At 41.8% G+C, this 17,779-nt stretch carries 8 protein-coding genes; 1 reads left to right on the top strand and 7 read right to left on the bottom strand.

Annotated elements, in window-relative coordinates; translation table 11 throughout:
• Positions 1 to 217 precede the first annotated feature (217 nt).
• From J3P37_RS23205 to J3P37_RS08270, 4 genes are all read right to left on the bottom strand, one after another.
• Positions 218 to 454 carry an ISAon1 family transposase N-terminal region protein gene (locus tag J3P37_RS23205; RefSeq protein WP_439648956.1) on the bottom strand — a complete coding sequence of 79 codons (237 nt, stop codon included), beginning with the start codon at positions 452 to 454 and terminating at the stop codon, positions 218 to 220.
• A 413-nt stretch (positions 455 to 867) separates the two neighbouring features.
• Positions 868 to 4,563 carry a glycoside hydrolase family 3 C-terminal domain-containing protein gene (locus J3P37_RS08260; RefSeq protein ID WP_256010630.1) on the bottom strand — a complete coding sequence of 1,232 codons (3,696 nt, stop codon included), beginning with the start codon at positions 4,561 to 4,563 and terminating at the stop codon, positions 868 to 870.
• Positions 4,564 to 4,589: 26 nt separating this feature from the next.
• Positions 4,590 to 6,896 (bottom strand): GH92 family glycosyl hydrolase, encoded by a 2,307-nt coding sequence (locus tag J3P37_RS08265; RefSeq protein WP_256010631.1) that lies wholly within the window; start codon positions 6,894 to 6,896, stop codon positions 4,590 to 4,592.
• Positions 6,897 to 6,908: 12 nt separating this feature from the next.
• Positions 6,909 to 9,161 carry a GH92 family glycosyl hydrolase gene (locus J3P37_RS08270; protein ID WP_256010632.1) on the bottom strand — a complete coding sequence of 751 codons (2,253 nt, stop codon included), beginning with the start codon at positions 9,159 to 9,161 and terminating at the stop codon, positions 6,909 to 6,911.
• A 368-nt stretch (positions 9,162 to 9,529) separates the two neighbouring features.
• Between J3P37_RS08270 and J3P37_RS08275 the strand changes: the two genes are divergently transcribed.
• Positions 9,530 to 10,852 (top strand): hypothetical protein, encoded by a 1,323-nt coding sequence (locus J3P37_RS08275; RefSeq protein ID WP_256010633.1) that lies wholly within the window; start codon positions 9,530 to 9,532, stop codon positions 10,850 to 10,852.
• A gap of 34 nt (positions 10,853 to 10,886) precedes the next feature.
• Here J3P37_RS08275 and J3P37_RS08280 read toward each other — a convergent pair whose 3' ends face one another.
• The 3 genes from J3P37_RS08280 to J3P37_RS08290 form a co-directional block, all read right to left on the bottom strand.
• Positions 10,887 to 12,887, bottom strand: a complete 2,001-nt coding sequence (locus tag J3P37_RS08280) for a glycosyl hydrolase family 28-related protein (RefSeq protein WP_256010634.1) — start codon at positions 12,885 to 12,887, stop codon at positions 10,887 to 10,889.
• 78 nt (positions 12,888 to 12,965) lie between these two features.
• Positions 12,966 to 14,390 carry a RagB/SusD family nutrient uptake outer membrane protein gene (locus J3P37_RS08285; protein WP_256010635.1) on the bottom strand — a complete coding sequence of 475 codons (1,425 nt, stop codon included), beginning with the start codon at positions 14,388 to 14,390 and terminating at the stop codon, positions 12,966 to 12,968.
• A 19-nt stretch (positions 14,391 to 14,409) separates the two neighbouring features.
• Entirely contained in the window at positions 14,410 to 17,487 is a 3,078-nt protein-coding gene (locus tag J3P37_RS08290; RefSeq protein WP_256010636.1) for a SusC/RagA family TonB-linked outer membrane protein, read from the bottom strand.
• Between the last annotated feature and the right edge of the window lie 292 nt (positions 17,488 to 17,779).

Raw genomic sequence — 17,779 nt, forward strand, 5'->3', positions numbered from 1 at the left:
GCAATAGCGATAAGAGTTCTTTCTCCAAGTTTTTTTGCTCGCAAAACTAATCCTTTTTTATCACCCTCCACAACTTTCCGGACTGATCCCATATAATGGGGATCAGGGATCTCCATGAGAAAGACTAGTTTCATCTATAGATAGATAAGGGCCAACATTGTCCAGGAAGACCAGTCCCTTGCGGGCATCGTTCGGTGTTCCCAATTTTGGTATTCACTCAGTTTATCCAGGTAGTAACGTTGTAATTTTCTTCCACTAACACCGTAAAAGGAAACGATAGTTTACAGACTATGTGCCTGGGTATCGGCTGATTGCTTTTAAAAAAAGCCGCAAAATCACTGGTAATTCGCGTTCCCTTTGCTACAAGACTCCAATCCCGGTAGACGACTTTGCCTGTATCTACGCTTAGCCATCTGCGGCGTTTGATGTGTAGGTATACTTCATGCCCTCTCATGGGAAAGTCCTGCAGAATCACTTCATCAAAGAAGCCTTGGGAAAGAAGCTTATTTAGATTGATATTCCACTAGTATGGAGTTTATTTCCTCAAGATAAATATGAATTTCTCCGCCCTCTTTTTTTGACCTGAAAGTGCGAAATAGTCTGATACCCCATCGGGGATCAGGATCAAGCGTAAAGGTTGGGTGGAGCCTTTCAAGAATTTAATTGATTTGTGAAAAACTTTATGGCCCACGCGTGCAGTGTGTGTGTTTAGACTACGGATACAGGTTGAATAACAATTGCTACTCCACAGAACTATTACGCTTGATCCAAGAACATCCCTGTTCTCCCTTTTTAATTTGGTAAATGAATAACCGCTACTAAAATGCTAGGTGATCCTTACCTTAGGGAACCGACTTGCTGTACTTATTATAGGTTAGTTTTCTTAGACAAACGAATGTCGCGAGACGAGCTGCAGATGTAAAAATCAAATGCTCCACTTTCAAAAGTCCACGCATTTTTCTTGTCGTGATAGTACATCAGATCATCTTTATCGATGCTGATTTCCACTTCTTTGGCTTCGCCAGGCTGTAGGAATATTTTCTTGAAAGCCTTCAGCTCTTTAAGGGGGCGGGCAAGTTCAGATTGCTCCTGATGAACATACACTTGTATCACTTCTGCACCTTCCATTTTGCCCGTATTTTTTAGCTTAAATTTGAGTACGACGTTCTTCCCCTCCGGCTTAATCTTCAAATCGCTGTATTTGAAACTTGTATAGGATAAACCATGACCAAAGGCAAACTGAGGTTCCACTTTATAAGTATCGAAATAACGGTATCCTACGTAAATATCTTCCTTGTACACCTGTTTCATCGTGGCCAGATCACCTGGATATTCTCCTAAGGCATGAGCAGGAATATCCTGTAGCTTTTTTGGAAACGTGATTGGTAATTTCCCTGAAGGATTAACTTTTCCAAAAATGATGTTAGCCAGCGCTGTTCCACCTTCCATACCTGGATACCATGCCTCAATAAGGGCCTTGGTTTGATTTACCCATTTGCTCATATCTACAGATCCGCCACCCATCATCACCACTGCGGTTTTTGAATTGGCTTTCAATACAGCCTGGATCACTTCATCTTGTCCAAAAGGAAGATCTATGTTTTGTTTATCCCGGGCCTCAGCATCGTAAGCAGGGCTCTTTTCCTGCTCCATCCCCTCACCATATCCGTGCACCCAACCGCCTACGAAAATTACTACATCCGCATCTTGGGCTGCCTTAACTGCTTCTTCAATTAAAGGAATTTCACTTTTTGAATCTTTTTGAATTCGATATCCGGGAACATAGTTCACTGTTACAGAACTTCCTAACAGACTTTTTATACCCTCTAGGGGCGTAATTTCATAGCGGGTAGGTACGCGGGAACTACCGCCACCGCCGTGGTGTTTATAGTCGGCATTCGATCCTATAACAGCTATCCTCCTAATCTTAGCCGCATTTAGGGGAAGGAGCTGGTCTTCATTCTTCAAAAGGACAATTCCCTCTTCTGCCACTTTAAGAGCAATTTTTTGATTTTCAATTTCGTTGATGCTGGCTTTGCCCCGCTCATCAAACATCTTATTTTGGAACATCACCTTCAAGATACGCTCTACTTTATCGTTGATCAAAGATTCGGATATAGTGCCGTTTTTAACTAGCGGAATTACGAGGTCATTATCCATGAAATACTTTTTAGGAGTACCCATTTCGATATCTGTACCGTTCTTCAACGCTTCTTCGGTATTATGAACTGCGCCCCAATCGCTTAAAAGAATTCCTTTATAGCCCCAGTCGCCTTTTAGAACTTTGTTAATAAGAAAATCATTATGCGTACAATACTGGCCCCGGAATTTATTATATGCTCCCATTAATGTCTGAACCTTGGCTTCCTGCACTGCAGCCTTAAAACCAGGAAGATAAATCTCATGCAAGGCCCGGTCACTCATCTGCACATCAATTTCCATCCGTTTCATCTCCTGGTTATTAGCGATATAATGTTTAACACAAGCCGCGATCCCCTGGTCCTGAATTCCCTTAATGTAGCCCACACCTAAACGGGAAATAAGATAAGGGTCCTCGCTCAGATACTCGAAATTCCTTCCGTTTAAAGGAGTTCGTATGATATTAATTCCTGGACCAAGAAGAAAATCTTTCCCCCAGAACTTTGCCTCCTTTCCAAGTACCTCTCCGTACTGGTAGCCGAGATCTGGATTCCAGGTAGCACCTAAAGCATTGCCTGTAGGTAGATAGGTTACTGCTCCCGGCAAGTCTTTCTTTCCAGGTTCGGGGCGAAGCCTGACACCATGAGGGCCATCCGACATCCAAATAACAGGTATCCCCAAGCGTGGAATTCCACCAGATGTAAACGTTGAACTTCCATGGATCATGGTCACCTTTTCATCTAAAGTCATTTGTGCAAGAAGGTCTTTTACCCTGTTCTCTACCGGTTGAGAATCATCTTCATAAATGTCTTTTTCAAGGTTATTATTCAAATCTCTCCAAAGCTCAGGTTCCTTCAAAACCTCACCCGACTTGAAGTCTGTGCTAATACATGCATATCCTGTTAAGCGAGTTTGCTTAATTGAAGCCGTCTTTTCTCCTCCAGAAGAGGAAAAGGATGTATTTCTGCCTTTGATAATCTTTGCGTACTCATCATTACCTGCACCACTCGAACTAAGGTTCTTTACGCTTATCCAATCTGCATGCTGAATATGTAAAACGGGACGAGCATCCGGCTTTGCAAGTTTGAATTGAATATTCTCGAGAGTAACGTTTTTAGCGTGACGAATATAAAAGCCATGAGCCGGCAAGCTGTACCCAAACATCCTGTTTTCCGGATAGTCCTTTTCGTTTTCGGGAACCCAGCGCACTACATCGCTTTGTTGCCCGCCACCTGGAAGCTCGAAAACCATATTTTTCAATACAATATTTTCTACATAATGCCCGGGGAAACCTGTGATAGAATTGCTGATCAGGCTGTTTCCTGAAGCTGTTACATTGCTGATCTGTACATTTTTCAAGGAACCGGTCAATACCTTTTGTCCGTCCTTTGCCGCTCGCCTTTCCCGATCTCCAAGCTTGATAAATATTGGCGTTTGAACTCCGTTCATTTTAATGTCCGAAACCAAAACATTGTCCATTACACCTCCATCTACCACTTCGAGTGCTATACCAGACAGCGTAGAAATTTTTGAAGTAACACCGGTTATTTTAGTGCTCCATTGCCTGAACTTATCCTCTGTTGGTAATTTAACCGTACAATTTTTTACGCTGATATTTTTAAAACCTCCAAATGAAGCTGTGCCCATTTTAATCGCATTACAATTGCTTGATAAAACACAATTGCTAACGGTAACATTTTCGCAGGGAAACGAAGTATTGCTTTTAAAGCACAGGGCATCGTCATCTGTATTGATCACGCAATCAGAGATCGTCACGTTTTTACTGTCGATATCAATCCCGTCGTTATTGAGGTTAGCGTGACTGTAAACATTAATTCCCCGGATATCTACGTCTTCGCAAGCCAGGTAGTGCTGTACCCAGAAAGCCGAGTTTTTTAGATTAACATCTCTCACTTTTACTCCTTTGCAACCGATAAGAAAAATAATTTTGGGTCGTTTAGGATTGTTATCAAAAACCTCAAAGTTTGGACTTGAACCATTTCCATCTATTGTTCCCTTGCCCGTAATGGCTATATTGTTAGCATTTTCTGCGAAAACAAGACTAAGGTTCAAACCGGGAAAAACTTTGGAAGGATTAGCAGGATAATCCTTAAGATCTGTACTTCCTGAAAGTACAGCCCCTGTTTCTAAATTGAGCTGAACATTGTTTTTTAAAAATATGGTTCCAGTAACGAATATGCCTTTTGGAACTACTACCCTTCCTCCCCCTTTGGCTGAACATTCATCAATAGCTTTTTGAATAAAGGTGGTGTTTTTAGTTTTTCCATCGCCCCTGGCCCCGTATTTAAGGATGTTATATCCCCCAGTAGCAGGATTTTCAATAGCATTAGCTGTTCTCCCCCAGAAGAGCTCCGCAGTGAGGAAAAGAAGACTTGTTAAAAATAAATTAGTTAGTGTGTTCATTTTATTTAATAGTATGTGTTTAAAAATCAGTTAGAAGTGCTTCGTAAAACACCTTTATTCGCCCATTTAAGGTTCTCCTTTGGACCCATTTGCAAAACGAGCTTGCCTCCCCCTATTAGGTCTTTATGTTTGAGCTGTGCTTCGTTAATTTCATTTCCGTTTAATAAGGCCGATTGTATGTAGCGGTTTTGTTGGGAAGCGTTAATTGCCTCAATTGTAAAAACCTTTCCATCAGCCAAATAGAACTCAGCTTTGGGGAACAGTGGAGAGCCAATAATATAATCAGGATTTCCAGGACAAACGGGATAGAAACCGAGCATACTAAAAACCAGCCAGGCGGACATTTGTCCGGCGTCTTCATTCCCACTCAATCCTCCCGGGCCAATACTATATTCCTCCCGGATAATTTTATGTACCTGGTTTTGCGTTTTCCAGGGAGCTCCGGCCATTGCGTACAGGTAGGCTGTCTGATGGCCGGGCTCGTTTCCATGCCAGTAATAACGTAAATTAAACAGAGTATCAAGGCGGTTGATGAAACGCTCATTTCCCCCCATAAGCTTAAGTAGCTCTGGCAAATCGTGTGGAACATACCAGGTGTACTGCGAGGGTGAGCCCTCTGTGATAAAAGAACAACGGATGGCATTAGGATCAAAGCTTTCGATCCATTTCCCCGAAGCGTACCTTCCCCTTACATAGCCGCTTATAGTGTCGAAAACATTTTTAAAGTTAGCGGCTCTTTTGCTTAAAATCTTATAATCCTGTTCTTTGCCTAGTTTAAGCGCTACCCGCGACAAAACATAGTCATCATAAGCATATTCGAGCGTACGCGATACCTGCTCCTCTTTATGAAAAGCATCAGGAACCGAGTCTTCCAGTGGGATATAGTTGTATTCCAGGTAAGATCTTAAAGCCCGTCTTCCTTTCCCCTCTTTGTAGTCCTCTAACTTTTCATTTATGTCGAAGGCATTTTTGCGCATAGCCTTGTAAGCCCGCTCAGCGAGAGGAGATCCGATACCTTTTACTAAAGCATCGCCGAGCATAGCAGTAGCATGATCCCCTATCATTGCCGAAGTATAACTGTTCCAGCAGGGAAATATCGGTAGCCAGCCCCCCTCTTCCGCCTTTGTCACCAGAGATTCCATCATGTCTTCTGTCCGTTTTGGCTCCAGAATGGTCAACAGCGGATGAGCAGCACGATAGGTATCCCAGAGGGAAAAGTCGTCGTAATAAGCAAACCCTTGGGCCTTTTTAATTATTCCGTTTGATGCGAAAGCATTATAAGAGCCGTTCACGTCGCTCGTTATCCTGGGCAAAAGTTTAGAATGATACAAGGCCGTGTAAAACATGGTTTTCTGCTGCTCGTTACCCCCTTCAATACGAATTCTGCTAAGTTCGTTTTCCCATTCAAACTTGGCTTTCGCCTTTACCTCCCCGAGATTCCACCCAGGTATTTCCGCCTGAAGGTTCTTCCTTGCCTCATTAATACTTGTAAAGGAATAGCCCACTTTGACATGTACCTGGGGTACTCTCCCGAATGCTAATTTGACAAAAGCGCCAACAGCTTGCCCTGTTCCCATTTGCTGCTTCTCGTTCTTCTGAATGATTTTTCCTTTCCAGGTTCCATACTCATCAAAGTCAGTATCAAAAACCACTACGAAATAACCGCTGAAACCAGCTGGCTTGCCTAAACCCTGGTAAATACGATGAACCGGATTATAACCTCTGATTTCTCTTTTTTCCGGATCAATTTCTATAAAACCCTCTCCTTCGTCACTGTTTGGTTCAATTACCACATAAGCATCATCTTTATTACTAAACCTGAACTGGAGAATACCGGAATGACTTAGAGCTGAAAGTTCGGTAGCAATTTTACTATCATCCAACCAAACAGAATAGCTATAAGGCCGTGCCTTTTCTTTTGCGTGACTAAAATTGGATGCTCTCTTTATCGGATCAATTTCAAGCGCTCCCTTCATCGGCATTATTGTCATACTACCATAATCCTGCGTGCAAGAACCACTTAACCAATGACTAGCTCTAAAACCCTGTATCTTCTTATCCTCATAATAGTAGGGTGCCACGCATTTAGTTTCGGTTGCCTGTGTTTGTGGAGTCCAGCTTGTCATCCCGTGAGGAACGCCTACTGCCGGGAATGTTTGTCCCCGCAGCTCCGAGCCGTCCTGACTATGCAGCCGGGCACTTTCAGTGGTACTTATGCCCGTACCTATCAGTGGATCAACGTAATCCAAAGGCGAGAGCTTTCTTGCTCCCGCTTGCCCGAAAACCTCTGAAGCTATTGCCATCACGGCCATTACAATTAAACCTCCTCTCATTTCTTCACTTTTTTACTTTTCAGGCGCCGGGGTTTCTGAAGCCGCCCAGTTTCTTCCGGGTTTTGCTCCCATATTGAATTCGAGCTTTCCTCCTTTAACTATTTCATCATGATTGATCCAACTCCTTTTTAAATCTTCTCCGTTTAGGGTAACAGACTGAATATATATATTAATAGAAGAAAGATTCTTTGCGGTGATCAAAAAGCTCTTATCGCCAAGTTTAATAGCAGCTTCCTTGAAAAGCGGACTTCCAATATTATACCTTCCGCTTGCAGGATTTACGGGATAAAATCCGAGTCCACTAAAAATGTACCAGGCCGACATCTGACCACAGTCTTCATTGCCGCACAGTCCATCCGCTTTTGATCCGTAAAGAATGCTCCTTATTTCACGTACCTTCTCCTGTGTTTTCCAGGGTTGCCCAGCATAATTATATAAATAGGCTATATGATGACTAGGTTCATTTCCGTGTGCATACTCCCCAATTAAGCCTGTAATGTCAATTGGCTTACCCGAGATATCCGCACTTTTTTGAGAAAACAGGGCATCCAAACGTTTGCTAAAACTTTCCCTGCCTCCCATTAAATCTATAAGTCCGTTTACATTGTGAGGTACAAACCAGGAATACTGCCAGCTGTTTCCTTCTATAAAATCTGATTTACCATAAGATGCGAAGGCTGGGTCGAAGCCTGGAATGAAATTGCCCTTAGAGTCTTTACCTCTCATGAAACCTGTTTGAGTATCGTATACATTTTTGTAAGCTTCCGAACGTTTCAGGAAATAATTGTAATCATTCATTTCCCCAAGTGCCTTCGCCATTTGGGCTATGCACCAGTCATCATAAGCATATTCAAGGGTTTTGGAAACAGACTTATTCTCCAGGTCGGCAGGTACATAATTGTACTTTTTAAGATGGGCAATCCCAAATTCGTCCTGCATAGCACTTTTCTTCATGGCTTCATAAGCAAGGTTTACATCAAAACCACGGAAGCCTTTAAAATAAGCATCGGTGATAACAGGGATGGCATGGTAACCAATCATACAATTGGTTTCACTGCCAACCAAGGGCCAAACCGGAAGCAAGCCGTATTCCTTATACTGAGCCAGCATAGCATTAATAAAATCGTTTATCCGGGAAGGTTGGGTGATGGTAAATAAAGGATTTGCGGCCCTAAAGGTATCCCAAAGTGAAAAAACGCTATAGTTCTCAAAATTCTGGGCGTGGTGTATCTTTTTATCAAAGCCCATGTAACGTCCGTCTGCATCAGAAAAAACTGTAGGCGCTATCATGCTGTGATAAAGAGCTGTGTAAAAAATACTTTTTTCTTCGGCCCCTCCATCATTCACATCTATTGCACTAAGCGACTCTTCCCATTCTTGCGCAGCTTCATGTCTGACCCTGTCAAAGTTCCAGTGTCGAACCTCTTCACGGAGATTATTAAAAGCGCCATTTTCGTCGGTATAGGAAATTCCAACTTTAACCATTAAAGCTTCCTCGGCTTTAGTATCGAAATTCAGCACAGCTTTTAAATCGCGTCCGCTTGCACTTTTTTCTGTTGCAGACAAAACCTGGCCTCTGGCAATAGCCGAACTTTTGAAAGGCTTTGAGAACCGGGCCACAAACCATATCTCTTCACTAACAAAATCTTTCTCGGTCCCTTCACCCCATCCTCTCGTTTTCCTGAATCCGGTGATCGTTGAATCATTGTCTATTCGGATCCATGTGTTAATGACAGAATCCGTTTTGAAACTGTGAAAAAGATCGAAGAGAATATGGCTTTCTTTGGAAGCAGGAAAAGTATACCGATGAAATCCTACTCTTTTAGAAGCAGTAAGTTCAGCTTTTATTCCGTAATCATCGAGAAGTACAGAATAGTATCCCGGACTTGCCTTTTCATTTTCCTTTTTAAACCTTGAACGGTAGCCCTCTCCGGGATTACTCCTGCTTCCTGGCTTCAGCTTAATTGCACCCGTGCCTGGCATCACCAGAATATCTAACAAATCTCCTCTTCCGGTTCCGCTTAAGTGAGTATGACTAAAACCCATTATGGAACGGTCAGAGTCATGATAGCCGGAGCACCAATCCCAACCTTCATTAAAGGTATCCGGACTGAGCTGCACCATTCCAAAGGGTCGGGTTGCGCCTGGAAATGTATGTCCGTGCCCGCCTGTTCCTATAAAAGGGTTAACATGTTGTATTCGTTTCTGGGCTTTAGTTATCTGAAACAAGAGGATAGAATAAAGCACAATAGCTATTGTTTTCATTGTTTATTAGAAGTTTTATATTGGTTAAGTTTTACCAGATCTCAACGTTGTTGCGATCTACCTCCTGATCGCATGTATCATCTTTCCTTTTTAATTGTTCAGCTGTCTGCATTATTTTTTCCGCTTATCGATTGGTTTGAAAATCGCCAGATATAGGAGAACTTTCTGTTAAATCTTTACCCTTCCTCTAGGTTGTGATTCTGAATAGTTAAATTTACAAAAGGTAGGAAAGCTATTAGCGGACAAAGACGGGCATACAGGTGCGAAACAGGCGCAGGGTATTTATTTATTGAAAATGAGGTATTTTTGCATTTACTCTGTTACTATTATTACGGCACAACAATTAATTAACCAATAGAACCGTACAATTGAAAAGTAAGGCTTATATATTAAAGTGCATTGAACTGGTTGAGGAAAAGATGAACTGGGGAAGTAACAAGGACTGGATAGATTACAACTTCCGGAGCCTAAGTGAGCAAATCTTCAAAGTTTCTAAAGTTTCCATTAGTGTTCGCACCTTAAAGAGAATATTTCGACAGGATACTGATTCTGAAGTTTTTTACGAACCTCAAATTGCTACTAAGAATGCCTTAGCTGTTTTTCTGGGTTATACCGACTGGGCGGCCTTCGTACTCACACATTTTCCAAGGGCAAAAGACCATCCGCAGGAAGAACATGAGTTACAGGAGAATCCTGAGCCGGAGGAAGCCCTCCAAGATTCACGGCAATCCGTTCATGAAACAAAGTCAAAGATACAGGGTAGACATCTTATATGGCTTGCTCCTGCTATCCTCATCCTGTTAACTCTTTTTGGTATCTATTTTTGGAAACCAGAGAAAGTGAACATAGAATTTACTGCTAAAAACATCATTGCCGACAATTACGCGTTTAAATACGACATTTCCTCAATATCATATAACACAGCTACTGTAGATCTTGATTACACCGTATATAAAACACTAACAACTAAGAAAGGCGAATTTACTTATCCTTTCAAATTACCTGATTATTATAAAGTTAAACTAATTGTAGACGGAGAAATCCGGACACGAAAAGATATTCACATTCCTTCCAACGAATGGGTGTGTGTTCTTCAACAAAATCAAAAAGAACGTCTGATGAGCAATAAAGTGCTATATAACCGGGAAGGAATTCTGCATTTTGCTAATTCAGAACTAGCCAGAATTAAAATAGACACAGCAGATGAATTCTGGCTCGACTTCAGAAATTTTAAAGATTTTGATATTGATGGAGATAATCTAATACTGGAGATAGATGTGAAAAATGATCAGAAAAGCGGGGGGATCGATTGTTTTGATACCAGTGTAGAATATATCGGCGAATCCGGGACGGGAAGAGTTAAACTGGTAAGACCGGGCTGTGCTAATTTCGCTGTCTTTGAATTTGGCGAAGTACGGTTCAACGGGAACTTCCATGATCTTAGTCCGTTTGGGGCAGACCTTTCTAAATGGAACAAGGTAAAAATTGAGGTAGTGAATAAAAAGGTAAACGTTTTCCTGAACAATAAACTATCCTATAAAAACTCTTACAAACAGGCTATTGGAAATGTGAAAGGATTTAAGATCAAGTTTAAAGGCTCAGGATCGATGGACAATATCCGCGTATTTAATACGAAAAAGCAGTTGATATACCGCGAAGACTTTAATGGATTACCAGTAGAGCAGAGGTAGGAATGGCATCTATCCATTCCTACAAAAGATGCATCTATTTTTTGTTATTTCCTCCGAAATAAAGAGGAATTATAATATTATTATCCCAACCCCTCAAGGGAAATTGATTCATAAAGACATCCCTTATTTCAGTCGCCTGAATGTCTCTTATCATGGGATTCCAGTTTCTGTTGGGTCCATTGGTACAAGCAACAATAGAAACAGAAGAATTGTCGTTCACAATACCTGGAGGATCAGGGTCCGCATCCCTGCCGAAGCGGTTGAGAACACCTCCAAGCATTTCAACTCTTGCTCCATTTTCCGCCTTCAGTATGGAAAACGTTTTTTCTGTTTTAAACCCGAAGATCCATAACAAACTATTTTTTCCTGCATTAAACTGAAAGTGATCTGCTTTTTCATTATTTATAAATCTGGCATAAGCTGCTACATTTTCAATGACGCCTGCGAATCTTGCAAAACCGTGCACGTTATTAGCAAAAACCTCTGTTCCGGGACTTTTTAAATCACTATCATAAGGATTTGCTCCGGAGCTTGTGCTCTCTAATACAAGATTACGCTTCGCCAGGTGTTTTATGGAACCACTGGCAAACTCCAGGTCTTTGATCAGGAGAATATTTGCGGATGCTTCGCCAATAATAAACTTAGCTCCTGCCGACTCGATCCGGGCATCACCGCCTATTAGTTGTTCAACTGATGCCGGAATCTTCACTTCTCCGTTTATTAAGTAGGAGTTCCTGGGAAAATAAATCACCTTCTTGCCCGAATTAAAAGCCTTTTGCACGGCTTCCAGGTCGTCGGTTTTACCGTCGCCTACAGCTCCGAACTGGTCTACATTCGCCCAATCCGAAAACTTAGGTTTCCAGGCAACCAGGGGGTAGTCTTCAACTTTAATATTCAATGATCGGATCTTCACCTGCCGGCCTTCGATAGCAGAGGAGCTAAAGACATTGTCGCTCACATACTCCTTTACGGGACTCGTTACGGCAATAGCTTTGCCTTGTCTATCTACCGCAACCTTGTAACCTCTAAACACCATATTTCTGACAAATAATGAACCGGCGTCGATTCGAATACTTTCATTTCCCATATTAGTTTTAAACTCGCTATCCACAATTACCGCATGTGGTAAACGAGTGCCCTTAGCTTTAAGGTGTAACCCTATGGGGGCGCCGGAACTATATATCTTTCTTAGTGACGCTGACATACCAGCGACCTCAACAGTCGCCAAAGAAGAATTTTTGATACTAATATATTCAATCGCAGGATGCGACTCTGTATCACCTTCAAGCATTATGCCTTTTCGAAAGCCTTCTATACTAATATTGCTGTAATAGCCATGGGCCGAACCAATACGTATATGCAGACCTATTTCGCCGCCTCCAATAATTTTTACATTGTCCAGCCGCGAGGTGTTTGCCCCGTAAAAATCAACACCTATAGCACCGGGATTTCCCTGGCCTGTATTAATGGTGAAGTTCCTGAATTTAAAACCAGCAGGCGCATTATTAAATATAGTTGCCCTATCAAACCTGGAAAACGAAACGACCGGAAGGTTTGCTCCGGCTTTGAACGCCTCCAAATTATCTGCAAGCTTGATAATTACACTTTCCCTGCTTTGCCCAACCAACTTTAATCCCGCTGTACCCTCCCTTGCAGAGGAAACTTGATGCTTCTCACAATCTGGTACAGGATCGCCGGAATATACCAAAGGCTTTGTGACCAGATAAGTTCCGTTAGGAAAGTAGATGTGCCAGTACTCATGCCAACCACAAGGCTGGCCTGCTCTCCTTAACCGGTTAATTACCCAGTCCATTGCCGCAATAATCGCCTCAGAATCATCATTCTTACCATCACCTTTGGCATTCTTGCTATAGATTCCCGCTTCTACCAGTTTTTTCACATTAATAAACCGCCCTCCGTTTTCCTTAAACATGGCAGCTGGGTACACTTCATTTACTTTGATATTTCTATCTTGAGTAAATGCTTGCACTGGTAAGAGAATAGTGAATATTGCTATCGCAAAGAGCCTTATCATCAATCGAAGTATTTCTGTTAAAAATAAACCGGCACATCTATATAGAAAATGCCGGTCAACTAGCCAATAAATAATTAGTTATTTATAATCTGTATTCTGTTCTAATTTTGGGTTTCTGTTCCGCTCTCGCTGAGGGATCGGCCAAACGGTTCTGAAGGTTGGAATACCAAGAACTGCTTCTGCCCGATTGTTCCGTTTTAAATCCATCCACCTATGCCCCTCAAAGGCTAGCTCTAAAAAGCGTTCATTTTCTATGGCAGCTGTAAGGTCAAAGTTCTTAGCAATATCAGATGCGTTCGGGTAGTCATATACCGAAGGTGTGGTTAGTGGAACATTGAAAGCTCTCCTTCTGATAGTATTCAAATCAGCAATAGCCGCTGCAGTTTCCCCTAGTTTATTCAATGCCTCTGCTCTTATTAGTATAATATCGGCAAGCCTGAGGGCAATAATATTAGGATCTTCATTAGAGTTACTGCGATTATGTTTTTTAACATAGGGCTGCCCTGCTGTTTTAAATTGCGGAGTGGTACTAACTGCGATAGAAGCATCCTTTCGGATATCTCCCGGATCGAATGCATCTTGAATTTTTTGAGAGGGAACAATTTGGTATTGACCTCCGACTGTAGTCGACTGGTTTGATTGTGGCATGAAACGGCTGTGTAATCCATGTCCCTCTGATGTAGAACTCACAAATTGCACTTCCCAAATCGCTTCAGATGTGTTTCTTCCCGCGGGCGTAAACATGTTAGTATAATTAGTAGCACCAGTTACAAGCGTGTAAAGTGGATTATTAATTACTTCAGTAGCTTTGTCTGCCGCTTTTCGATATTCTTTTGTTGTCAGGTAAACCTTCGCAAGAAGTGCTTTAGCTGCTCCTTTAGTTGCGCGACCTCTGGTCTGTATTGCATCGCTAAAGGAATTTGGGATATTTGTTTCGGCATCTGCCAGGTCCGAAGATATTTGAGAATATACCTCTGCAACAGTACTTTTGGGTATGGTAAAATCTACATTAAAAGACTCATAGGGTTTAACAACTATGGGCACCCCCCCATAGCCATTCACGAGATTATAATAAAAATAAGCTCTTAAAAATTTTGCCTCAGCTACAATTTCAGCCTTTTCTTCTTCTGTAAACGCTTTGTCATTTATTCCGGGAACCCGGGAAATGATATCATTTACCCTGTGCATGCCCGAGTAATTGAACTGCCAATAAGCTTCTACCTGAGTGTTGTCTACCGTTAAGTTGTGCGCATTAAACTGCAGATAGCCATCGGCTGCATTATTGAAAGTTACTTCGTCGGTTGATGCGACATAAGCCAGTGGGTTATAAAGGGCGAGACTTTGAACGCGGTCATAAACACCAATTATTGCAGAAACTGCATCGGCCTGCGTTTTCCAGTAATTTGATTCTGCAATCCGGTCCTCCGGTTCCTGGTGGATAACGTCGCAGGAGAACAATAAACAGAGACCGGTGGCTAATAATATTTTATTGAAAGTTTTCATGTTAGTCTAATTAATTTGTTTAAAACCCTACGTTTAATCCCATCATAATTGTCCGTGGCTGTGGTTGAGTTGCCCAGTCGATACCTAACTGTGAGTTTTTAACCTGTTGGTTCTGAGATTCAGGATCGTATCCTGAATATTTGGTGAACAGCAGGAGGTTTTGTCCACTTACGTAAAACCTTGCATTACCTATCCTTAATTTTTTAGTTAGAGCAGAAGACAGGTTGTATCCCAGAGTTACATTTTTCAAGCGGAGGAAACTGCCATCCTCTATAAAACGCTGAGATACTTCACCGTTTGTACGACCGTCTGCTCCGGCAGGATCGTCGTAAATTGCTCTAGGCACGTCGGTAATACGATTTTGAGGAGTCCAACGGCGTAGTGTATTAGTAGTACCGTTATTTTCGCGGTTCATTCTTTCCAAAAGATTGCGGGTTTGATTATAGACATCATTCCCGAAAGACCATTGAAAAAACACGCTTAGATCAACACCTTTGTAGCTAAAGTTATTGGTAAAACCACCCGAATGCTTAGGCAGGGCGTTTCCTAGAATCTGTCGGTCTAATGTGGTAATGATGCCGTCTTTGTTTAAATCCTCATACATCATATCTCCTGTGTTCGGATCCACACCCAGACTACGGTAACCAAAAAATGAACCTACAGATTCTCCAACCCTGAATATGCTTGTTGGATTTGTAGTGTTGAATGCATTAGGCAACGCTTCAGTAAAATCAGCGCTGCTTGGATCTCCTTCTACTGTTGTAGGCAGGTAGGTAATCTTATTTCTGTTAAATGAAATATTGAAATCAGTGCTCCATTTAAAGGCATTTACAAAGTTCCTTGTAATGACTGCCACTTCCAGACCCCGGTTCTCCAGATTTCCAATATTGGCGCCAAAAGTTCTGTTAAAACCGGAGGTGTAAGGAATTTCCAATTTAAAGATCAGTTTGTCTGTCGCTTTCTTGTATACATCTGCAACAACTGAGATCCGATTATTAAACAAGCTAAAATCTAATCCTATATCTGTTTGCGTAGTACTTTCCCAGCTTAAATCAGCGTTAGTCAAACTACCTGCGCTGATTCCTGGCAACGTACCGTAGTTGCTTCCAACACTATAAGTTGCCAGCGAAGGAAAATCGCTTCCCAATCCTTCCTGATTGCCCGTTACACCAATACTGGCACGCAATTTAAGCTCGCTGAACAATTTTGAGTCCTCCATAAATTTTTCCTCGCTGATGTTCCAACCACCAGAAATTGAAGGGAAATAACCAAACTTATTGTTTTTTCCGAACCTGGATGACCCATCAGCCCGTATAGCAGCCTGTAACATAAATCTGTCCATATAATTATAAGTGGTACGGGCAAAGTAAGAGGCCAGCCCCCATTTCGAGCGCAGATCTAATGCCTGAGTTCGGGTAGAAAAACCACTTACAGACTGTATTACATCAGTGGAATTGGTAGTTCCTGCAGCTCCAATCTTTCGCAAAGCAGACTCCTGAAGACTCTGCCCGAGCAATGCACTGAACTTATGATTTTTTGCTACCGTTCCGGAATAAGTAAGTGTATTTTCATTATTCCACAACATTACAGAATAGACGCTGGCACTCCCTGAAGCAGGGTTTGATGGTGCATTGATTTCTCTTGACTGGTACCTGTCGTCTGTAACACTTAAATTATCAAACCCGAAAGTAGTTTTGAAAGTAAGATCTTTAAGCAGCTTATATTCTCCAAACACATTTCCCACGTAACGATTTGTATTAGAAACATAGCGCAGTGTATTTGCCAGCATTACCGGGTTCAACCTGTTCAAAGCATCTCTATAATAAGTGCCGTCTGGGTTATAAATAGGATTATTAGGATTTTGGATAAGAGCTAAAGCAAGAATGGACTGACCAGAAAAACTATTGTCTCTCCGGTTATTTTTGGAAAAATTACCTGTTAAATTGACACCTAACTTCAATTTATCGGTTGCCTTAAAATCGTAGTTGATACGACCGTTAAACCTTTTGAAACGCTGACCAATTATGGTACCTGTTTGATCAAAATAGCCGGCAGACACGTAATGAGAGGTTTTGTTGGTGCCACCCGCTACAGATACGTTGAAGTTAGAAATAGGAGCACTCTGGAATACTGCATCCTGCCAGTTAGTCGTGTTTCCTGTTCTTACAATCCGGTCATCGTTAGCAATATTGATATTATACGGAGGAGGATTATTTCTGGCGTTTGCTCTCGCTTCTTCAATCATGTCGACATATTGGTCTCCAGTTAGCAGATCTAATCTCCGGGTTACAGTAGCCACACCAGAATACATATTAAAATTAAATCTGGATCTTCCCTGCTTGCCTTTTTTAGTAGTGATCAGGATTACCCCATTTCCAGCTCTGGAACCATATAACGATGCTGCAGCCGCATCTTTTAAAACTTCAATTGACTCAATATCATTCATATTGATATCGTTCTGCGTGGTAATACGCTGCCCGTCGGTTTGCATCGGACCTTCTCCTGCAGCAATATTGTTCATGGGGACACCATCAATCACATACAAGGGCCTGTTTTCTCCAAATAGCGATCCATTTCCCCTGATACGAATGTAGGTTTCATCTCCCGGAGCACCCGAATTTTGAACTACCTGTACTCCGGGTGCCTTACCCTGTAGCGCTGCATCTAAATTAGTTACCGGAACGTTTGCAATATCTTTTCCCTTAACACTTGCGATAGATGCAGTTACTTCCTTTCGGTTTTGCGTTCCATAAGCTACAACAACAACCTCATTTAGTGATTTTGAATCAGCTTTTAAAACGACGTTTAATACTTTGTTTTGCCCAACCTTATGCTCCTGGCTTGCATACCCCAGGAAGGAGAATACCAGAGTTGAATTCTCACTGGGAGCCTGAATCGTAAACATACCATTCACATCTGTACGGGTGCTGATAACGGTGCCTTTAACTATGATAGTTACTCCCGGCAAGGGTTCGCCCGACGCTTCTTTTACACTTCCAGTAACCCTGAAAAATTGGGGTGATCCCTGAGCTTTGACGTTTATGTCCATCAGAGTTAGCAGAGAAAATAGCAGTACGTAGAAACTCTTAAATTTCATCTTAATTTGGTTAATTGGTTCTCTAAAAATACTTCTGGTTTTACCAGATGCCTAGCTTACAAAAGCGGAGCCTTGAACGTGCGCTTTAATTTGGTTCTTGTTTATAAATTACATCTCGCTCTTTATGAGCCTTTCCGGAAAACGATGTTATTCAACAAATTTGTTAGCATAAAATTACAGTACAATCTGGCAAATTTCTCGGACAAAGTCGGGCAAACATGCGCGTTGCACTATTCAGAGCACTTTTTATGGTCTATATAGTTCTCAACCTGTTTTCTTCCCTTTATTGATT

Origin of the sequence: Desertivirga xinjiangensis (assembly GCF_024436435.1) — a bacterium.
GTDB lineage: Bacteria > Bacteroidota > Bacteroidia > Sphingobacteriales > Sphingobacteriaceae > Desertivirga > Desertivirga xinjiangensis.